This is a genomic window from Rathayibacter sp. VKM Ac-2879 (assembly GCF_015351245.1).
GTDB lineage: Bacteria > Actinomycetota > Actinomycetes > Actinomycetales > Microbacteriaceae > Rathayibacter.
Genome location: NZ_JADKSO010000004.1, coordinates 96942 through 111588 on the forward strand (window position 1 = coordinate 96942; position 14647 = coordinate 111588).

The window sequence follows — 14647 nt, forward strand, 5'->3', positions numbered from 1 at the left end:
GTCCGGCGGCGACGCCGGGGCGGGGAGAAGGAGACGTCGTCCATCCTGGACGCCCCGGGACGCGGACCGCTGCCCCCAGAAGGCGCCGAGCGTCCGAGTGCCGCCGCGCCCCTCGCTCCTGCCGTAGAAAGGATGCATGCAGCGCAGCACCGACCACGGGGTCTTCCACCTCCGCGCAGGAGGCACCAGCGTCATCGTCGACGCGCGCCCCGCGACCTTCCCCGCGATCGTGCACTGGGGCGCCGACCTCGGCGAGCTCTCCGACGCCGGACTCCGGGCGCTCTCCGACGCGGCCGTCCCGCAGCGCGTCTCCGGCGGCCTCGACGCCCCCGCCCCCTTCGGCCTCGTCGCAGTGGAGGCGGACGGCTGGCAGCACGCCCCCACGCTCGAGGGCACGCACGAGCGCACGGCTGCCTCGGAGCGCTTCACGGTCGAGACCGCGGAGCTCGTCGGCTCCGCCCTGCACCTCGTCGCGTCCGGCGCCCGGCTCAGGGTCACCGTCGACCTCGAGGTCGACTCCGCCGGTCTCCTCCTCCAACGCGCCCGGGTCGAGAACCTCGACGAGCGTCCCTTCCGCCTCGCGCGGCTCGACCTCGGCTTCCCGCTGCCGACGACCGCCCGCGAGATCCTCGACACCACCGGGCACCACCTCCGCGAGCGCCACCCGCAACGGCACGCGCTCACCATCGGCGAGCACACCCGCTCGACCCGCCGGGGGCGCCCGGGCGCCGATGCGACCCTCCTGGTCGCCGTTGGGACTCCGGGCTTCGGCTGGGAGCGTGGGCTCGTCCACGGGGTGCATCTCGGCTGGAGCGGCAACTCCGAGATCCGTGCCCAGCGCACGCCGGAGGGGGTGTCGTTCGTCGCGGCCGGGGAGCTGCTGCGACCCGCGGAGGTCGAGCTCGCACACGGCGAGGGATACGAGACTCCGGTCGCCTACGGCTCCTGGGGCGACGGCCTCACCGCCCTGCAGGGCCGCTTCCATCGCTCGCTCCGCGCCCGCCCGCGGCATCCGACCACGCCGCGGCCGGTGACCCTCAACACCTGGGAAGCCGTCTACTTCGACCACGACCTCGCCCGCCTCACCGCCCTGGCTGAGCGAGCGGCTCGCGTCGGGGTCGAGCGCTTCGTGCTCGACGACGGTTGGTTCGAAGGTCGGCGCGACGACACTGCAGGCCTCGGCGACTGGAGGGTCGACCGTGCCGTCTGGCCGCAGGGGCTCTCGCCGCTCATCGACGCGGTCACCGGTCTCGGCCTGCAGTTCGGGCTCTGGGTCGAGCCCGAGATGGTCAGCCTCGACTCTCGGCTGGCGCGCGAGCATCCGGAGTGGATCCTCGGGCCGGCCGGGCACCTCCCGCTCCCGGGCCGGCAGCAGCAGGTGCTCGATCTCTCCCAGCAGGGCGCCTACGACCACGTGCGCGACGCCCTCGACGCCCTCCTGGTCGAGTACCCGATCTCATACCTCAAGTGGGACCACAACCGCGACCTTCTCGAGGCCGTCTCGCCCGCGACGGGCCGCGCGGCCGTGCACGAGAACGTGCGAGCCCTCTATCGCCTCCTCGACGAGCTGCGGGCCCGGCACCCCGGGCTCGAGATCGAATCGTGCGCCTCGGGAGGAGCCCGGGTCGATCTAGGGATCCTCGCCCGAACCGACCGCATCTGGACGAGCGACTGCATCGATCCGTTCGAACGGCAGACGATCCAGCCGTACACCCAGGTGGTCGTGCCGCCCGAGCTGATGGGGCAGCACATCGGAGGCCCGTGGTCGCACTCGACGAAGCGCGTGCACTCGCTCGCCTTCCGCGCCGGCACGGCGCTCACCGGCCACCTCGGCATCGAGTGGGACGTCTCCCTCCTCGATCGGGCGGCCGAGGAGGAGCTCGCCGCGTGGGTCGCGTTCCATCGCGAGCATCGCGCGCTGCTGCACTCCGGAGTCGTGGTGCGCGCCGACCTCGCCGACGATGCGGCCTCGCTCTCGGGAGTCGTCGCCGTCGACCGCTCGTCGGCCCTGTTCGTCTATGCGCAGCTGCGCACCGGCGAGAGCTACCCGCCGGGCCGCGTGACGTTCCCCGGCCTCGACCCCCACCGGGCCTACTCCGTTCGGCTCGCGCCGATCAGCTCGCCCCTGGGCGGACCCGGTCAGTCGCCGCTGGGCTGGGCCGTCGACGGAACCGTCCTCAGCGGACACGTCCTCGCGACGGTCGGCGTGCAGGCGCCCGTCCTCGATCCCGAGCAGCTCGTCGTGCTCCTCGTCGAGGTGTCGTCGCCGGCCTGACGAAGGCCCGCCTCGCCTCCCCACTTCGCCGCACCGCCGCCACTCCCCGGACCCGCGGCGTACCGTAGCCGGGGTGATGCGCCCCACGATCCAGACCCTCGGCCAGCTCCGCGCCTCCGGGCATGTGCAGAAAAGCCTCCGCACCGAGATCCGCGACAACCTCCTCGCCGCGCTGCGCGAGGGACGCGACCCCTGGCCGGGACTCCACGGTTTCGAGGACACCGTCATCCCCCAGGTCGAGCGTGCCGTGCTCGCCGGGCACGACATCGTGCTGCTGGGCGAGCGCGGGCAGGGCAAGACCCGCCTCCTCCGCACCCTCGCGGGGCTGCTCGACGAGTGGACGCCCGTCATCGAGGGCTCGGAACTGGGCGAGCACCCGTATGAGCCGATCACCTCGGTCAGCCGCCGCCGCGCGGCCGAGCTCGGCGACGAGCTGCCTGTCGCGTGGCGCCCGCGTGAGGAGCGCTACGTCGAGAAGCTCGCGACTCCCGACACGAGCGTCGCCGACCTCATCGGCGACGTCGACCCGATGAAGGTCGCCGAGGGACGCAGCCTCGGCGACCCCGAGACCATCCACTTCGGCCTCATCCCGCGCAGCCATCGCGGCATCGTCGCGATCAACGAGCTGCCGGATCTCGCCGAACGCATCCAGGTCGCGATGCTCAACGTGATGGAGGAGCGGGACATCCAGATCCGCGGCTACGTCCTCCGTCTCCCGCTCGACGTCCTCGTGGTCGCGAGCGCGAACCCCGAGGACTACACCAACCGCGGCCGCATCATCACCCCGCTCAAAGACCGGTTCGGAGCCGAGATCCGCACCCACTACCCGACGGCGCTCGCGGACGAGATCGCGGTCATCCGTCAAGAGGCCGATCTCGTCGCGACGGTCCCCGACGCGCTGATCGAGATCCTCGCCCGCTTCACCCGGGCTCTGCGCGAGTCGAGCGCGGTCGACCAGCGCAGCGGAGTCAGCGCCCGCTTCGCCATCGCGGGTGCGGAGACCATCGCCGCGGCGGCCCTCCACCGGGCGACCCGGCGAGGAGAGGAGGAGGCCGTCGCACGGCCGATCGACCTCGAGACCGCGGTCGAGGTGCTCGGCGGCAAGGTCGAGTTCGAGTCCGGCGAGGAGGGCCGCGAGGACGAGATCCTCGACCACCTCCTCCGCCAGGCCATCGCCGAGACGGTGCGCGCCCACCTGCGCGGCATCGACCTCGGACCGCTCGTCGAGGCCGTCGAGGACGGAGCGATGATCACGACCGGCGAGCAGGTGACGGCGCGCGAGTTCCTCGCAGGGCTGCCGATCCTGGGCGAGGCGACGGTCTACGACGATCTCGCCGAGCGCCTCCAGGCCGACACCCCGGGGCGTCGCGCCGGAGCGATCGAGCTGGCCCTCGAGGGCCTCTACCTCTCGCGCCGGCTGAGCAAGGAGACGGGCGGAGGCGAGGCCGTCTATGGCTGACGCCCGCCGCGGCAATCGGAGGCTCGGACGCGACGCGCGCTACGCGAAGTACGCGGGCGGACCGGATCCGCTCGCGCCTCCGGTCGACCTGTCGGAGGCACTCGACGCCATCGGCGAGGACGTCATGGCCGGCACGTTCCCCGAACGCGCGCTGCGCGAGCTCCTGCGCCGGGGCACCCGTGACCGCGAGGGACTCGACGAGCTCGCCGCGCGGGTGGCCGCGCGCCGCCGCGAACTGACGCGGAGGAACAACCTCGACGGAACCCTCCGCGAGATCCGTGAGCTGCTCGATTGGGCGGTGCTCGCCGAGCGCAAGCAGCTCGCGCGCGACACCGAGCTCGACGACGGCGAGCGCGCGCTCGCCGAGATCCAGCTCGACAGCCTCCCCGCCGCGCCGGCCGCCGCGGTCTCGGCGCTCGGCGGCTACCGCTGGCAGAGTGCCGAGGCGCGTGCCCACTTCGAGAAGATCCGCGAGCTCCTGGGCCGCGAGCTGCTCGATCAGCGCTTCGAGGGCATGAAGCAGGCGCTCGAGAACGCGAGCGACGACGACCGCGCCGCGATCGACGCGATGCTGCGCGACCTGAACGAGCTGCTCGAAGCACATGCCCGAGGCGAGGACACCTCCGAGCAGTTCGACGACTTCATGGGCCGCCACGGCGAGCACTTCCCCGAGGCGCCGGAGTCGGTCGAGGAGCTCGTCGACGCCCTGGCCGCCCGCGCCGCCGCGGCGCAGTGGCTGCGCAACTCCTTGACGCAGGAGCAGCGCGACGAGCTCGACGCCCTCGCCCAGCAGGCCTTCGGCACGCCCGAGCTGATGCGCTCGCTCGGCCGACTCGACGACACCCTTCGCGGTCTGCGTCCGGGAGAGGACTGGGGCGGCTCCGAGCGGATGGAGGGCGAGCAGGGCCTCGGCCTCGGTGACGGCACCGGGGTGTTCCAGGAGCTGGCCGACCTCGACGCTCTCGCCGACCAGCTCGCTCAGCCCTCCGAGCGCTCGAGCCTCGATGACCTCGACCTCGATCTTCTCGCCCGCCGCCTCGGCGACGACGCCGCCGTCGACGCGCAGACGCTGAAGCGGCTCGAGCGGGCATTGCGCGACTCCGGCACCCTGCGCCGCGGCTCCGACGGCCGCATGACCCTCACCCCCAAGGCCATGAGGCAGCTCGGCAAGGCCCTGCTGCGCGACATCGCCGAGAGCGTGTCGAGCCGCCGGGGCGCCCGCGACGTGCGCCGCTCGGGCGCCGCCGGCGAACGCTCGGGAGCGACGCGTGCGTGGGAGTTCGGCGACACCGAGGCTTGGGACGTCGCCCGCACCATCACCAACGCCCTCACCCACAGGGCGGCCGAGGGCCTCGGACCGGTTCGCCTCGAGATGGGCGACGTGGAGGTGCACGAGACGGAGGCGCGGACGCAGGCCTGCGTCGCGCTGCTGGTCGACACCTCCTTCTCGATGGCGATGGACGGCCGGTGGGTGCCGATGAAGCGCACCGCACTCGCCCTGCACACCCTGATCTCGAGCCGGTTTCGTGGCGATGCCCTCCAGCTGATCGCTTTCGGACGCCGCGCAGAGGTGATGGACGTCGAGCAGCTCGTCGGCCTCGATGCCGAATGGGACAAGGGCACCAACCTGCATCACGCGCTGCTGCTGGCCAACCGCCACTTCCGCAAGCACCCGAACGCGAAGCCGGTGCTGCTGATCGTCACCGATGGTGAGCCGACCGCGCATCTCGAGCCGGACGGCGACGTGTTCTTCGACTACCCGCCTGATCCGGTGACCGTTGCCGTCTCGGTCCGGGAGCTCGACGCCTCCGTCCGCCTCGGCGCGCATACGACGTTCTTCCGGCTGGGGGAGGATCCGGGCCTTGCCCGCTTCATCGACTCCCTCGCCCGCCGGGTGGGCGGCTCGGTGGTGAACCCGGAGGCGGACCAGCTCGGTGCCGCCGTCGTCTCGTCTTATCTCGGTGCCCGCGGAGGCGCGGGACGGCCGCCCGGCGAGGAGCTGTTCGGCCGCGGGTGGAGCTTCTGACCCGTCCGGAGTCGGGGTTCTGTTCACAATTCAGGATGAAAGGCGTGAAGGCCCGCGCGGTTCCGCATGTTTGCGTTTCGCCCGAGGCGTTCATCCTGGATTGTGAACGGCATCGGCGTCGAATTGCCTCAGAACAGCGGCCACGGCACCGCCGGCATGTCGCCGAGCGGCCCCGGGAAGCGCCCGCGTGCCCGCAGACGCTCGCAGCGGCGCGCGAACGCCGCCACCTCCTCCTCGGTGAGGAGCTCACCGAGCATCGCCCCTAGTCCTCCGTCGAGCTGCGAACGGAGGGAGGTGAGCCCCGCCAGCTCGTCCGCGGTGAGCGGCTCGCCGACCCAGCCCCAGAGCACGGTCCGCAGCTTGTGCTCCGCGTGGAACGTCAGCCCGTGGTCGACGCCGTAGCGGTGCCCGTCGGGCATCGCGAGCACGTGCCCGCCCTTGCGGTCGGCGTTGTTCGTCACCACGTCGAACACCGCCATCCGCCGCAGCGCCGCGGAGTCCTCGTGCACGAGCGAGACGTCGCGATTCTGGGCGTCGTTGCCGTCGAGCACGTGCCGCCAGCCCTCGGGCACCGCGCCGGCGAGCACCAGGTCGACAGCGTCCTGCTCGGGGTCCACGTCCTGCCAGAGTTGCACCATGCCCGGCCCGAGCGGCCCGTCGCGCAGCCAGGTGCGCGGCACGACGTTCCAGGCCAGCGCCTCAGAGGCGAGGTAGGCGGCCGCCTCACGCCCCGCCAACACCCCGTCGGGAAAGTCCCAGAGCGGCTTCTCGCCTGAGATCGGCTTGTAGACGACCGTCGTGTCGCCGAGGCGTGCGAGGAAGGTCGCGTTCGAGGCGGTCGCGATGCGACCGGTCAGCTCCAGTTCGCCGTCGAGCCCGGCCGCGTGGCTCATGCGAGCGGGCAGTCGTGCCCGTCGGGGTCCATCGGGTCGCCGCAGCGGGGGCAGAGCGGGCGGCCGGCGCCGACCACTTCGAGCGTGCGCTTGGCGAAGGCGCGGGCGGTGCCCACCGGGATCCGCACGTGGAGCATCTCGGTCGGCTCCGGCTCGGGCTCCTCCGCCGAGTCGCCCTCGTCGAGCGGGAACGCCTCGATCACGATCTGCGCGGTCGTCGGATCCCAGCCGAGGCTGATCCCTCCGACGCGGAACTCCGGCTCTACGGGCTGGTCGAGAGGGTCGTTGTCGACGAGCTCCGGAGGCGTTCCCGCCGGCACGCTCACCGGATTGCCCTGCGAGGTCATCAGCTGGTCGAGGATCTCGTCGATTTTCTCGGCGAGCAGCGCCGATTGCTGCTTCTCAAGCCCGACGCTGACGACGCGGGTGCCTGCTTTGGCCTGCAGATAGAAGGAGCGGGATCCGGGTGAGCCGATCGTGCCGACGACGACGCGATCGGGCCAGTCGAATCCGTGGACGATCGAAGGCATGCCGTCCAGTCTACGAGCCGTCGCTCGCGTGCAGGCAGAGCGATCGTGTACGGCGCAGGGGATGCTCGGGAGGCGGAGGACTCCGTGCGCTCGAGCGTCGGCATGCGGCACCGCCCGCCTCCTCGTCGGGAGGCAACGCGGTTCGGGGGCCACGACAGCGTTGACCTTGCACGGGACCACTGTTACCGTGAACAAAATCGCTCCACCGGGCGGCGTCCGAGACCTCGACGAGGAGGTCACGCCTGATTCCACAGTGGTCGATGCGCTGGCCGACCGGTCTCCCCTTCCCGCACTCCCCACGGGCATCGGCGATCGTCACGGCCTCTCCTGCTCCCGGGGGCGCGCCGACGTGACGGTGCGCCTCCGGGCCCCATGACCTTTCCTCCACGGACGCCACGGCGTCGGCCGCTCCGGCCCCCGAGACGGGGATCCGCTCGTCCCCCCACGAGCGGGTCCCTCCTCGTCTCCGGGGTCCCGATCACTCGTGGCCCCTACCGCCTCCGACCGTGCTGTCGTTCACCGGGCGGGCTGTGGTGTCGCTCGCGCGCAACCAGCCGAGCTCGCCCGCGTCCGTGTTCATCGCAATGACCTCGGGCCGGTCCTCTCCGTAGCGGATGATCGACACCGACGCCGGCCCGACGCTCAGCCGCTGGAACAGGTCGAGATGCATGCCGAGGGCGTCGGCGAGGATCGCCTTGATGATGTCCCCGTGGCTGACTGCGGCCCACGCCGCGCGCGGCCCATGCTGCTCGCTCACTGCCGCGTCGTGTTTCCTGATCGCCGCGACGGCGCGGGCCTGCATGGCTGCCAGTCCTTCGCCTCCGGGGAAGACGGCGGCCGAGGGGTGGTTTTGCACTGTTGTCCAGAGCGGTTCTTTCGCGAGTTCGCGGAGGGAGCGGCCTTGCCAGTGCCCGTAGTCGCATTCGGTGATGCCGTGTTCGATGGTGGTGGCGGGGGAGTGGGGCTGGCGATCGAGGATCGCGCGGGTCGTCTGGCGACATCGTTCGAGTGGGCTCGATACCACGGAGGTCAAGTCCACTGCGGCAAGTCGCTCGCTGGTGCGCGCGGCCTGCGCGCGTCCTGCCTCGTCGAGGTGTACTCCGGCGGTACGTCCGGCGAGGATCCCGGCCGTGTTGGCCGTCGTGCGGCCGTGCCGGACGAGCAGGAGGGTGGGCATGGGGCCAGCGTAGGCGGGGTGCGCTGTGACCGGGCCGGTGACCGAAGGTTCGGCGACGCCCCGGCGTCCCCGTACTTCGGGGCGCCCCCACCTCGGTCGACCGCGAAGAGATCGCCCGGCTGAGCGGCTTCACCCGGCCGCGGCCCTGGCGGCGGCACTCCGCTCCGCCGACGCCGAGGAGCGCGTCTCCGCCCTGCGAGGGATGCCTCCTCCCCCTGTCCCTCCTTAGGGTGGGAGGAGCGGCCGCCCACCGCGGCCCGGAAGGGACACACATGGACGGAACGACGCCCACCGACTCCCCGCGGGGCGCCTCTGAACAGGCGCCGCCCGCTGCTGCGCCCGCCTGGGCTGCGCCCGACGCCACCGGACGCCAGGGCGAGATCGCCCTCCGGATCCGCGGGCTGCGTAAGCGTTTCGGCGACAAGGAGGCGGTCAAGAGCATCGATCTCGATGTGCCCGCCGGCTCGTTCTTCGGTCTCGTCGGTCCGAACGGCGCAGGAAAGACGACCACCCTCTCGATGGCGACCGCGCTCCTGCGCCCCGACGACGGAGTCGTCACCATCCACGACGTCGACGTCTGGAAGGACACCCTCGAGGCCAAGCGGCTCATCGGAGTCCTCGCCGACGGCGTGAAGCTCTTCGACCGCCTCACCGGCCTCCAGCTCATCACCTACTACGGCCTGCTCTGCGATCTCCCGCGGCCGACCGTCGTCGAACGCGCCAACGACCTCCTCGCGCTCCTGGGTCTCGACCCGGCCGACCGAACCCTGGTCGTCGACTACTCCGCTGGCATGACCAAGAAGATCGCGCTCGCCTGCGCTCTCGTGCGCGCGCCGCGCCTCCTGGTGCTCGACGAACCCTTCGAATCGGTCGACCCCGTGTCGGCGGCGAACATCCGCGACATCCTCGTCGGCTTCGTCGCCTCGGGCGGCACGGTCATCGTCTCGTCCCACTCGATGGACCTCGTCGAGCGGATGTGCGACCGCGTGGCTGTCATCGCCGACGGACGCGTGCTCGCCTCCGGAACCCTCGACGAGGTGCGCGCGGGCTCCACGCTCGAGGAGCGTTTCGTCGAGATGGTCGGCGGGCGCACCCATCAGGAGGGACCGGCATGGTTGCGCATCTCCTGAGGCTCCGGCTGCTGCTGCTGCGTAACTCGCTGACGCGCAATGTGTGGCAGCTCATCGGCGTGATCGTCGGCGCGCTCTACGCGCTCGTGGTCCTCGGACTCGTCGTCACGGGACTCCTCGTGCTCGGCGCGACCGACCCGGCGTTCGCGAACGTGGTGATCGTGCTCGGCGGCTCCGCGCTGCTGCTCGGGTGGGTGTTGGGGCCGATCTTCGTGTCCGGATCCGATCAGAGCCTCGACCTGCCCACCCTCGCGACGTTCCCGATCCCGCTGCGGACCCTCCTCGTCGGGCTGGCCGTCGCGGGCGTCGCAGGCATCCCCGGGGTCGTCACCTTGCTCGGAGCGCTCGCCTCGGCGGCCGCCTGGTGGAGCAACCCGATCGGCGTGCTGCCGGCGCTCGTCTCGGCGGTGATCGGCGTGGCGAGCTGCGTGGTCGCCTCCCGCCTGATCGGCGCACTGACCACCGGACTCGGCTCGAGTCGGCGCTACCGCGAGGTGATCGGCGGAGTCGTTCTGGTCGTGCTCATCCTGCTCGGGCCGCTCGCGATCGGCCTCACGGGGGTGATCCGGGAGGGACTCGACGTGCTGCCGGTGGTCGCCTCCGCGTTGGGCTGGTCGCCGCTGGGGGCGATCTGGGCGGTGCCAGGCTCCGTGGTCGCCGGTGACTGGGCCGCCGCCGTCGCGCGCCTTGCGATCGGACTCGCGACCCTCGCCGTGCTCGTGTGGGCCTGGGCGCGGGCGCTGCGCCACGCGATGGACGAGCCGGCCGCGTCGTCCTCGCGCGCAGCCTCCGGTTCGCCCGGCATCGGGCTGTTCGGTCGCTTTCCCGCCACCCCCACCGGCGCGGTCGCCGCACGGGCCCTCGGCTACTGGTGGCGCGACCCCCGTTACAGCCGCGGTCTGCTCGTCATCCCGGCGATCGTGGCGGTGGCTTTCTTCTACGACGCGGTGCAGGGAGGCGAGGGCGCGCTGGTCCTCTACTCCTCCGTCATCGTGGGGGTGATCTTCGGGGTGACTCTGTGCGCCGACGTGTCCTACGACGGCACCGCCTGGGCGGCGCACGTCAGCTCGGGAGTCACGGGTGCCGCGGACCGCGCCGGACGCGTGTTCGCTGCCGGGCTCATCGGCATCCCGGCCGTTCTGGTCGTGGCTGTCGGCACGTGCCTGTATCTGGGGCGGCCGGAGGCGTTGCCCGCGGTTCTCGGGATGTCGCTCGCGCTGGTGCTGAGCGGCTTCGGCGTCTCAAGCGTCGCCTCCTCGCTGGTGGTGTACCCGGTGCCGGCGCCGGGGGATAGCCCGCTCAAGACGCCTCCGGGCTCGGGCATCATCTCGAGCGTCGTGATGGTCGGCAGCATGGGGGCGACCGTGGTGCTCTCGCTGCCGTCGATCGTCCTGGGCGTGGTGGCGCTCGTCGGTGGCGAGACGATGCCGGGTGTGCTGGCCCTCGTGGCGGCGCTCGTGCTCGGGTCGGTGTTCGCGCTGATCGGGATCCGGGTGGGCGGGCGCATCGTGGACCGTCGGGCTCCGGAGCTGTTCGCGGCCCTCGTGACGATCGGGTGACGGGGCCGAGGCGTCTCGGCTGTCGAAGACGTTCGCGCCGACGCGCGAGACAATGGCGAATGCGCAGCGTCGACGTTCTCTTCGATCCGGAGGCGGAGACGCGGATCCGCGCGCAGTGGGCGGCGCTCGGGGCGGCCGGCATCCCGAGCCTCGCCCTGCACCGCTCCGAGAGCAACCGCCCGCACCTCACACTCCTCGCAGGCCGCGACCTGACGCCTCCTCCGCCCGGCGCGCTCGGGCCGTTGCCCACCTCCGTCGACCTCTCGTCCCTCGTGCTCTTCCCGCACGGCGGCCGTTTTGTGCTCGCGTGGGGAGTCGTGCGCTCGCCCGACCTCGATGCGCTGCACGCGCGCGCGATACGGCTCGTACCCGGGGCGGTCTTCACGTCGCTCCCGGAGGCGTGGACTCCGCACGTGACCATCGCGCGCCGCCTGCGCGCCGAGCACCTCGGCGAGGCCGCCGCCCTGCTCGGCGAGCCGTTCCGCGCCGGGCTGGCGGGTGCGCTTTTCTGGGACGGCGACGTGAAGACGGTCACAGGCCTCTGACGATGCTGCCGCAGTGCCGTGACGGAGGGCGCAGGTGCGGGCGGCTCGCTTTCTCGGCGACCGTCACCACCGAACTCCCTCCCCAGCCGCCTTCTCGCCGATCCCTCCACAGAAGCGCTCGTGCCGGGAGGCGCGCCGGAGCCGGCCGGTAGAGTTCCACGGGTGACAGACCCCACCGCGACCGCCCTTCCGATCACCGATCGGCCCGTCGACGCGGCTACGCCCCCCACCCCCGACTCTGCGTCGAACGGCGTCGGCACCGGCATGGCGCCAGCGCAAGAGATCCTCGAGAGGGTCTTCGGCTACGCGTCGTTTCGAGGCGAGCAGCAGGCCATCGTCGAGCAGGTCATCGACGGAGGAGACGCCGTCGTCCTCATGCCGACCGGCGGCGGCAAGTCTCTCTGCTATCAGATCCCCGCGATCGTGCGCCCGGGCACCGGCATCGTCGTGTCGCCCTTGATCGCCCTCATGCAAGACCAGGTCGACGCACTGCGTGCCAATGGCGTCCGTGCCGAGTTCCTCAACTCCACCCAAGACGCCGGCGAGCGCACTCGCGTCGAGCGCGCCTACCTCGACGGCGAGCTCGACCTCCTCTACGTCGCCCCCGAGCGCCTCAGCAACGAGGGCACCAAGCAGTTCCTCGCCCGAGGCCGTGTTGCGCTGTTCGCCATCGACGAGGCGCACTGCGTGAGCCAGTGGGGCCACGACTTCCGTCCCGACTATCTCGCGCTCGGCGAGCTGGCCGAGCGTTGGCCCGACGTGCCGCGCATCGCCCTCACCGCGACCGCGACCGAGGCGACGCACCGCGAGATCACCACGCGCCTCCACCTCGGCTCCGCGCGCCATTTCGTCTCGAGCTTCGACCGCCCCAACATCCAGTACCGCATCGTCGACAAGGTCGAACCCCGCAAGCAGCTCATCGACTTCCTGCGCCGCGAGCATGCGCACGATGCCGGCATCGTCTACGCGCTCTCGCGCAAGAGCGTGGAGGCGACCGCCGAGGCACTCCGCGCCGCCGGTTTCGATGCGGTCGCCTACCACGCCGGCCTCGACGCCCGGGTTCGCGCCGCCGCGCAGTCGCGCTTCCTCCGCGACGAGGGCGTCATCGTCTGCGCGACCATCGCCTTCGGCATGGGCATCGACAAGCCCGACGTGCGGTTCGTCGCCCACATCGATCTGCCGAAGTCGGTCGAGGGCTACTACCAAGAGACCGGCCGCGCGGGCCGCGACGGGCTTCCCTCGACGGCCTGGCTCGCCTACGGACTGAACGACGTGGTGCAGCAGCGCCGCATGATCGACGAGTCCCCGGGCGATCTCGCGCATCGCCGTCGCCTGTCGGCGCACCTCGACGCGATGCTCGCCCTCTGCGAGACGGTGCAGTGCCGCCGGGTCGACCTGCTCGCGTACTTCGGACAGCAGAGCACGGCCTGCGGCAACTGCGACACCTGCCTCGAGCCACCCGCCTCGTGGGACGGCACCGTCGCTGCGCAGAAGTTCCTCTCGACGGTGGTGCGTCTCAAGCGCGAGCGCAACCAGCAGTTCGGTGCCGGCCACATCATCGACATCCTCCGCGGCAAGAGCACTCCGCGCACGACGCAGCACAAGCACGACGCGCTCAGCACCTGGGGCATCGGCGCCGACCTCAGCGACACCCAGTGGCGGGGAGTGGCCCGCCAGCTCCTCGCGCAGGGGTTGCTCGGCGTCAACGACGACGGCTTCGGCACCCTCGTCATCACTCCTGCGTCGGCCTCGGTGCTGAGCGGCGGACGCACCGTCGAGCTCCGCAAGGAGCCCGAGCGCCCTCTCCGGTCCAGCGGATCCTCCCGTTCCAATCGCTCGACCGTCGCCGAGCTTCCGAGTGAGGCGCAGCCGCTGTTCGAGCGCTTGCGCGAGTGGCGTGCCGCGCAAGCGCGAGCACAATCCGTTCCCGCCTACATCGTCTTCAACGATGCGACCCTGCGCGAGATCGCGACCGCCGAGCCGGCGACGATGGACGCGCTCAGCATCATCGGGGGTGTCGGCCAGAAGAAGCTCCTCAGCTACGGCGCGGCCGTGCTCGCGGTCGTCGCGGGCGAGACTCCCGAGGTCGTCGCGCCCGAGCCGGGGGAGGAGGCGCCCGCGCCGCGCCGCCCGCCCGCTCCCCGCCCGTCTCCGCAGCGCACTCCCGCCGTACGCCCGAGCTTCGGCGCAGACAGCGCGCCGCCCTCGGCGGCCGACCCCGTCGAAGACGGGTGGGTTCCGCCCGACGAGCCCGACTGGGAGCCCGGCTGGGAGACCTACTGAGCGTTCACCGGCCGCTCCCGACCCGGTGCTCCACCTCGCATACGCGGCGGGGGCGCTTCCGCTAGCGTTCCTCGTCGAGGAGCGCACCCTCTCCGCGGGAACCGGCCGCCGTCTTCTCGCCACAGCCGCCGTTTTGAGACGGCCCGCCTCTAGCTCCCTGCGCCCGCCGACGCCATCATCGCGCCCGCCACGGTGAACCCGCCCGACAGCAGCAGCCCGACGATCGGAACCCAGAACGCGATCCGCCGCTGGACGAGCAGCACGATGGAGGCGATCAGCGCCCCCAGGAAAGGGACCCAGACGCCGCCCGCGGCGACCAGCAGCCCGGCGCCGATGAGGTCACTGTTGCACCGTTGCACCGGTTCGATCCCCCGCAGGCATCGCTGGCCATCGCGAGGAAGAGCCCGAAGTAGGACAGCAAGAGCGTCACCCCGAATGCGCCCGCGATCAGCACGATGGTGAGGACCAGGTCCCACACGCGAAGCGGACGGCGCGCTCGGGCAGCGGTCCACGGGAGCGCAGGCGTCCCCGCAGGCTGCTCGGCGAGCGCGCCGCCCGGCGGCGGCCAGCGGTCCGGAGCGATGCCGTCCTGGTTCGAGCCTCTCGGCTCGCGGCGGGGCGGAGGGGGCGGAGGCAGCGGCGGCTCGCTCATCGTGCGAGCCTAGCCGTGGGGCGCGCTCGAGTGGGTGCGGAGGCGGGGCCGCCGGTCCCGAGCGACATAACGTCGGCCACGACGACCTCTCAGCCACGATCGTGCGCGAGACCCGCTC

General features: G+C 72.0%; 11 protein-coding genes. 7 read left to right on the plus strand and 4 right to left on the minus strand.

Features of this window, described 5'->3' with window-relative positions:
- The first annotated feature begins 136 nt into the window (after positions 1-136).
- The 3 genes from ITJ45_RS11295 to ITJ45_RS11305 all read left to right on the plus strand — a co-directional run bounded on the left by ITJ45_RS11295 (position 137) and on the right by ITJ45_RS11305 (position 5760).
- A complete protein-coding gene (locus ITJ45_RS11295) occupies positions 137-2275 on the plus strand; it encodes an alpha-galactosidase (RefSeq protein WP_194610295.1) in 2139 nt (712 codons plus the stop codon).
- A gap of 76 nt (positions 2276-2351) precedes the next feature.
- On the plus strand, positions 2352-3734 hold the full coding sequence (locus ITJ45_RS11300) for a magnesium chelatase (protein ID WP_194610501.1): 1383 nt from the start codon (positions 2352-2354) through the stop codon (positions 3732-3734).
- Positions 3727-5760: a vWA domain-containing protein gene (locus tag ITJ45_RS11305; protein ID WP_194610292.1), complete on the plus strand. Its 2034-nt coding sequence runs from the start codon at positions 3727-3729 to the stop codon at positions 5758-5760. The genes ITJ45_RS11300 and ITJ45_RS11305 overlap by 8 nt, the downstream gene beginning before the upstream one ends.
- Positions 5761-5888: 128 nt before the next feature.
- On the opposite strand, the gene ITJ45_RS11310 is transcribed toward ITJ45_RS11305, so the two are convergent.
- From ITJ45_RS11310 to ITJ45_RS11320, 3 genes are all read right to left on the minus strand, one after another.
- The gene (locus ITJ45_RS11310) at positions 5889-6653 is read right to left on the minus strand and encodes an SCO1664 family protein (protein ID WP_194610290.1); all 765 of its coding nucleotides are present in this window, start codon (positions 6651-6653) and stop codon (positions 5889-5891) included.
- Entirely contained in the window at positions 6650-7183 is a 534-nt protein-coding gene (locus ITJ45_RS11315; RefSeq protein ID WP_194610288.1) for a DUF3090 domain-containing protein, read from the minus strand. The genes ITJ45_RS11310 and ITJ45_RS11315 overlap by 4 nt, the downstream gene beginning before the upstream one ends.
- A 478-nt stretch (positions 7184-7661) precedes the next feature.
- Positions 7662-8360, minus strand: coding sequence for an MSMEG_4193 family putative phosphomutase (locus ITJ45_RS11320; RefSeq protein ID WP_194610286.1), 699 nt, complete (start codon positions 8358-8360; stop codon positions 7662-7664).
- Positions 8361-8632: 272 nt separating this feature from the next.
- Between ITJ45_RS11320 and ITJ45_RS11325 the strand changes: the two genes are divergently transcribed.
- The 4 genes from ITJ45_RS11325 to recQ all read left to right on the plus strand — a co-directional run bounded on the left by ITJ45_RS11325 (position 8633) and on the right by recQ (position 13877).
- Positions 8633-9490 carry an ABC transporter ATP-binding protein gene (locus ITJ45_RS11325; protein ID WP_194610284.1) on the plus strand — a complete coding sequence of 286 codons (858 nt, stop codon included), beginning with the start codon at positions 8633-8635 and terminating at the stop codon, positions 9488-9490.
- A complete protein-coding gene (locus ITJ45_RS11330) occupies positions 9472-11049 on the plus strand; it encodes a transporter (RefSeq protein ID WP_194610282.1) in 1578 nt (525 codons plus the stop codon). Before ITJ45_RS11325 ends, ITJ45_RS11330 begins: the two co-directional genes overlap by 19 nt.
- A 59-nt stretch (positions 11050-11108) precedes the next feature.
- Positions 11109-11594, plus strand: coding sequence for a 2'-5' RNA ligase family protein (locus tag ITJ45_RS11335; RefSeq protein WP_194610280.1), 486 nt, complete (start codon positions 11109-11111; stop codon positions 11592-11594).
- A gap of 264 nt (positions 11595-11858) precedes the next feature.
- Positions 11859-13877 carry a DNA helicase RecQ gene (gene recQ, locus ITJ45_RS11340; protein WP_194610499.1) on the plus strand — a complete coding sequence of 673 codons (2019 nt, stop codon included), beginning with the start codon at positions 11859-11861 and terminating at the stop codon, positions 13875-13877.
- Between the two features lie 149 nt (positions 13878-14026).
- On the opposite strand, the gene ITJ45_RS11345 is transcribed toward recQ, so the two are convergent.
- Complete coding sequence (locus ITJ45_RS11345) at positions 14027-14236, minus strand: hypothetical protein (protein WP_194610278.1); 210 nt, start codon at positions 14234-14236, stop codon at positions 14027-14029.
- Between the last annotated feature and the right edge of the window lie 411 nt (positions 14237-14647).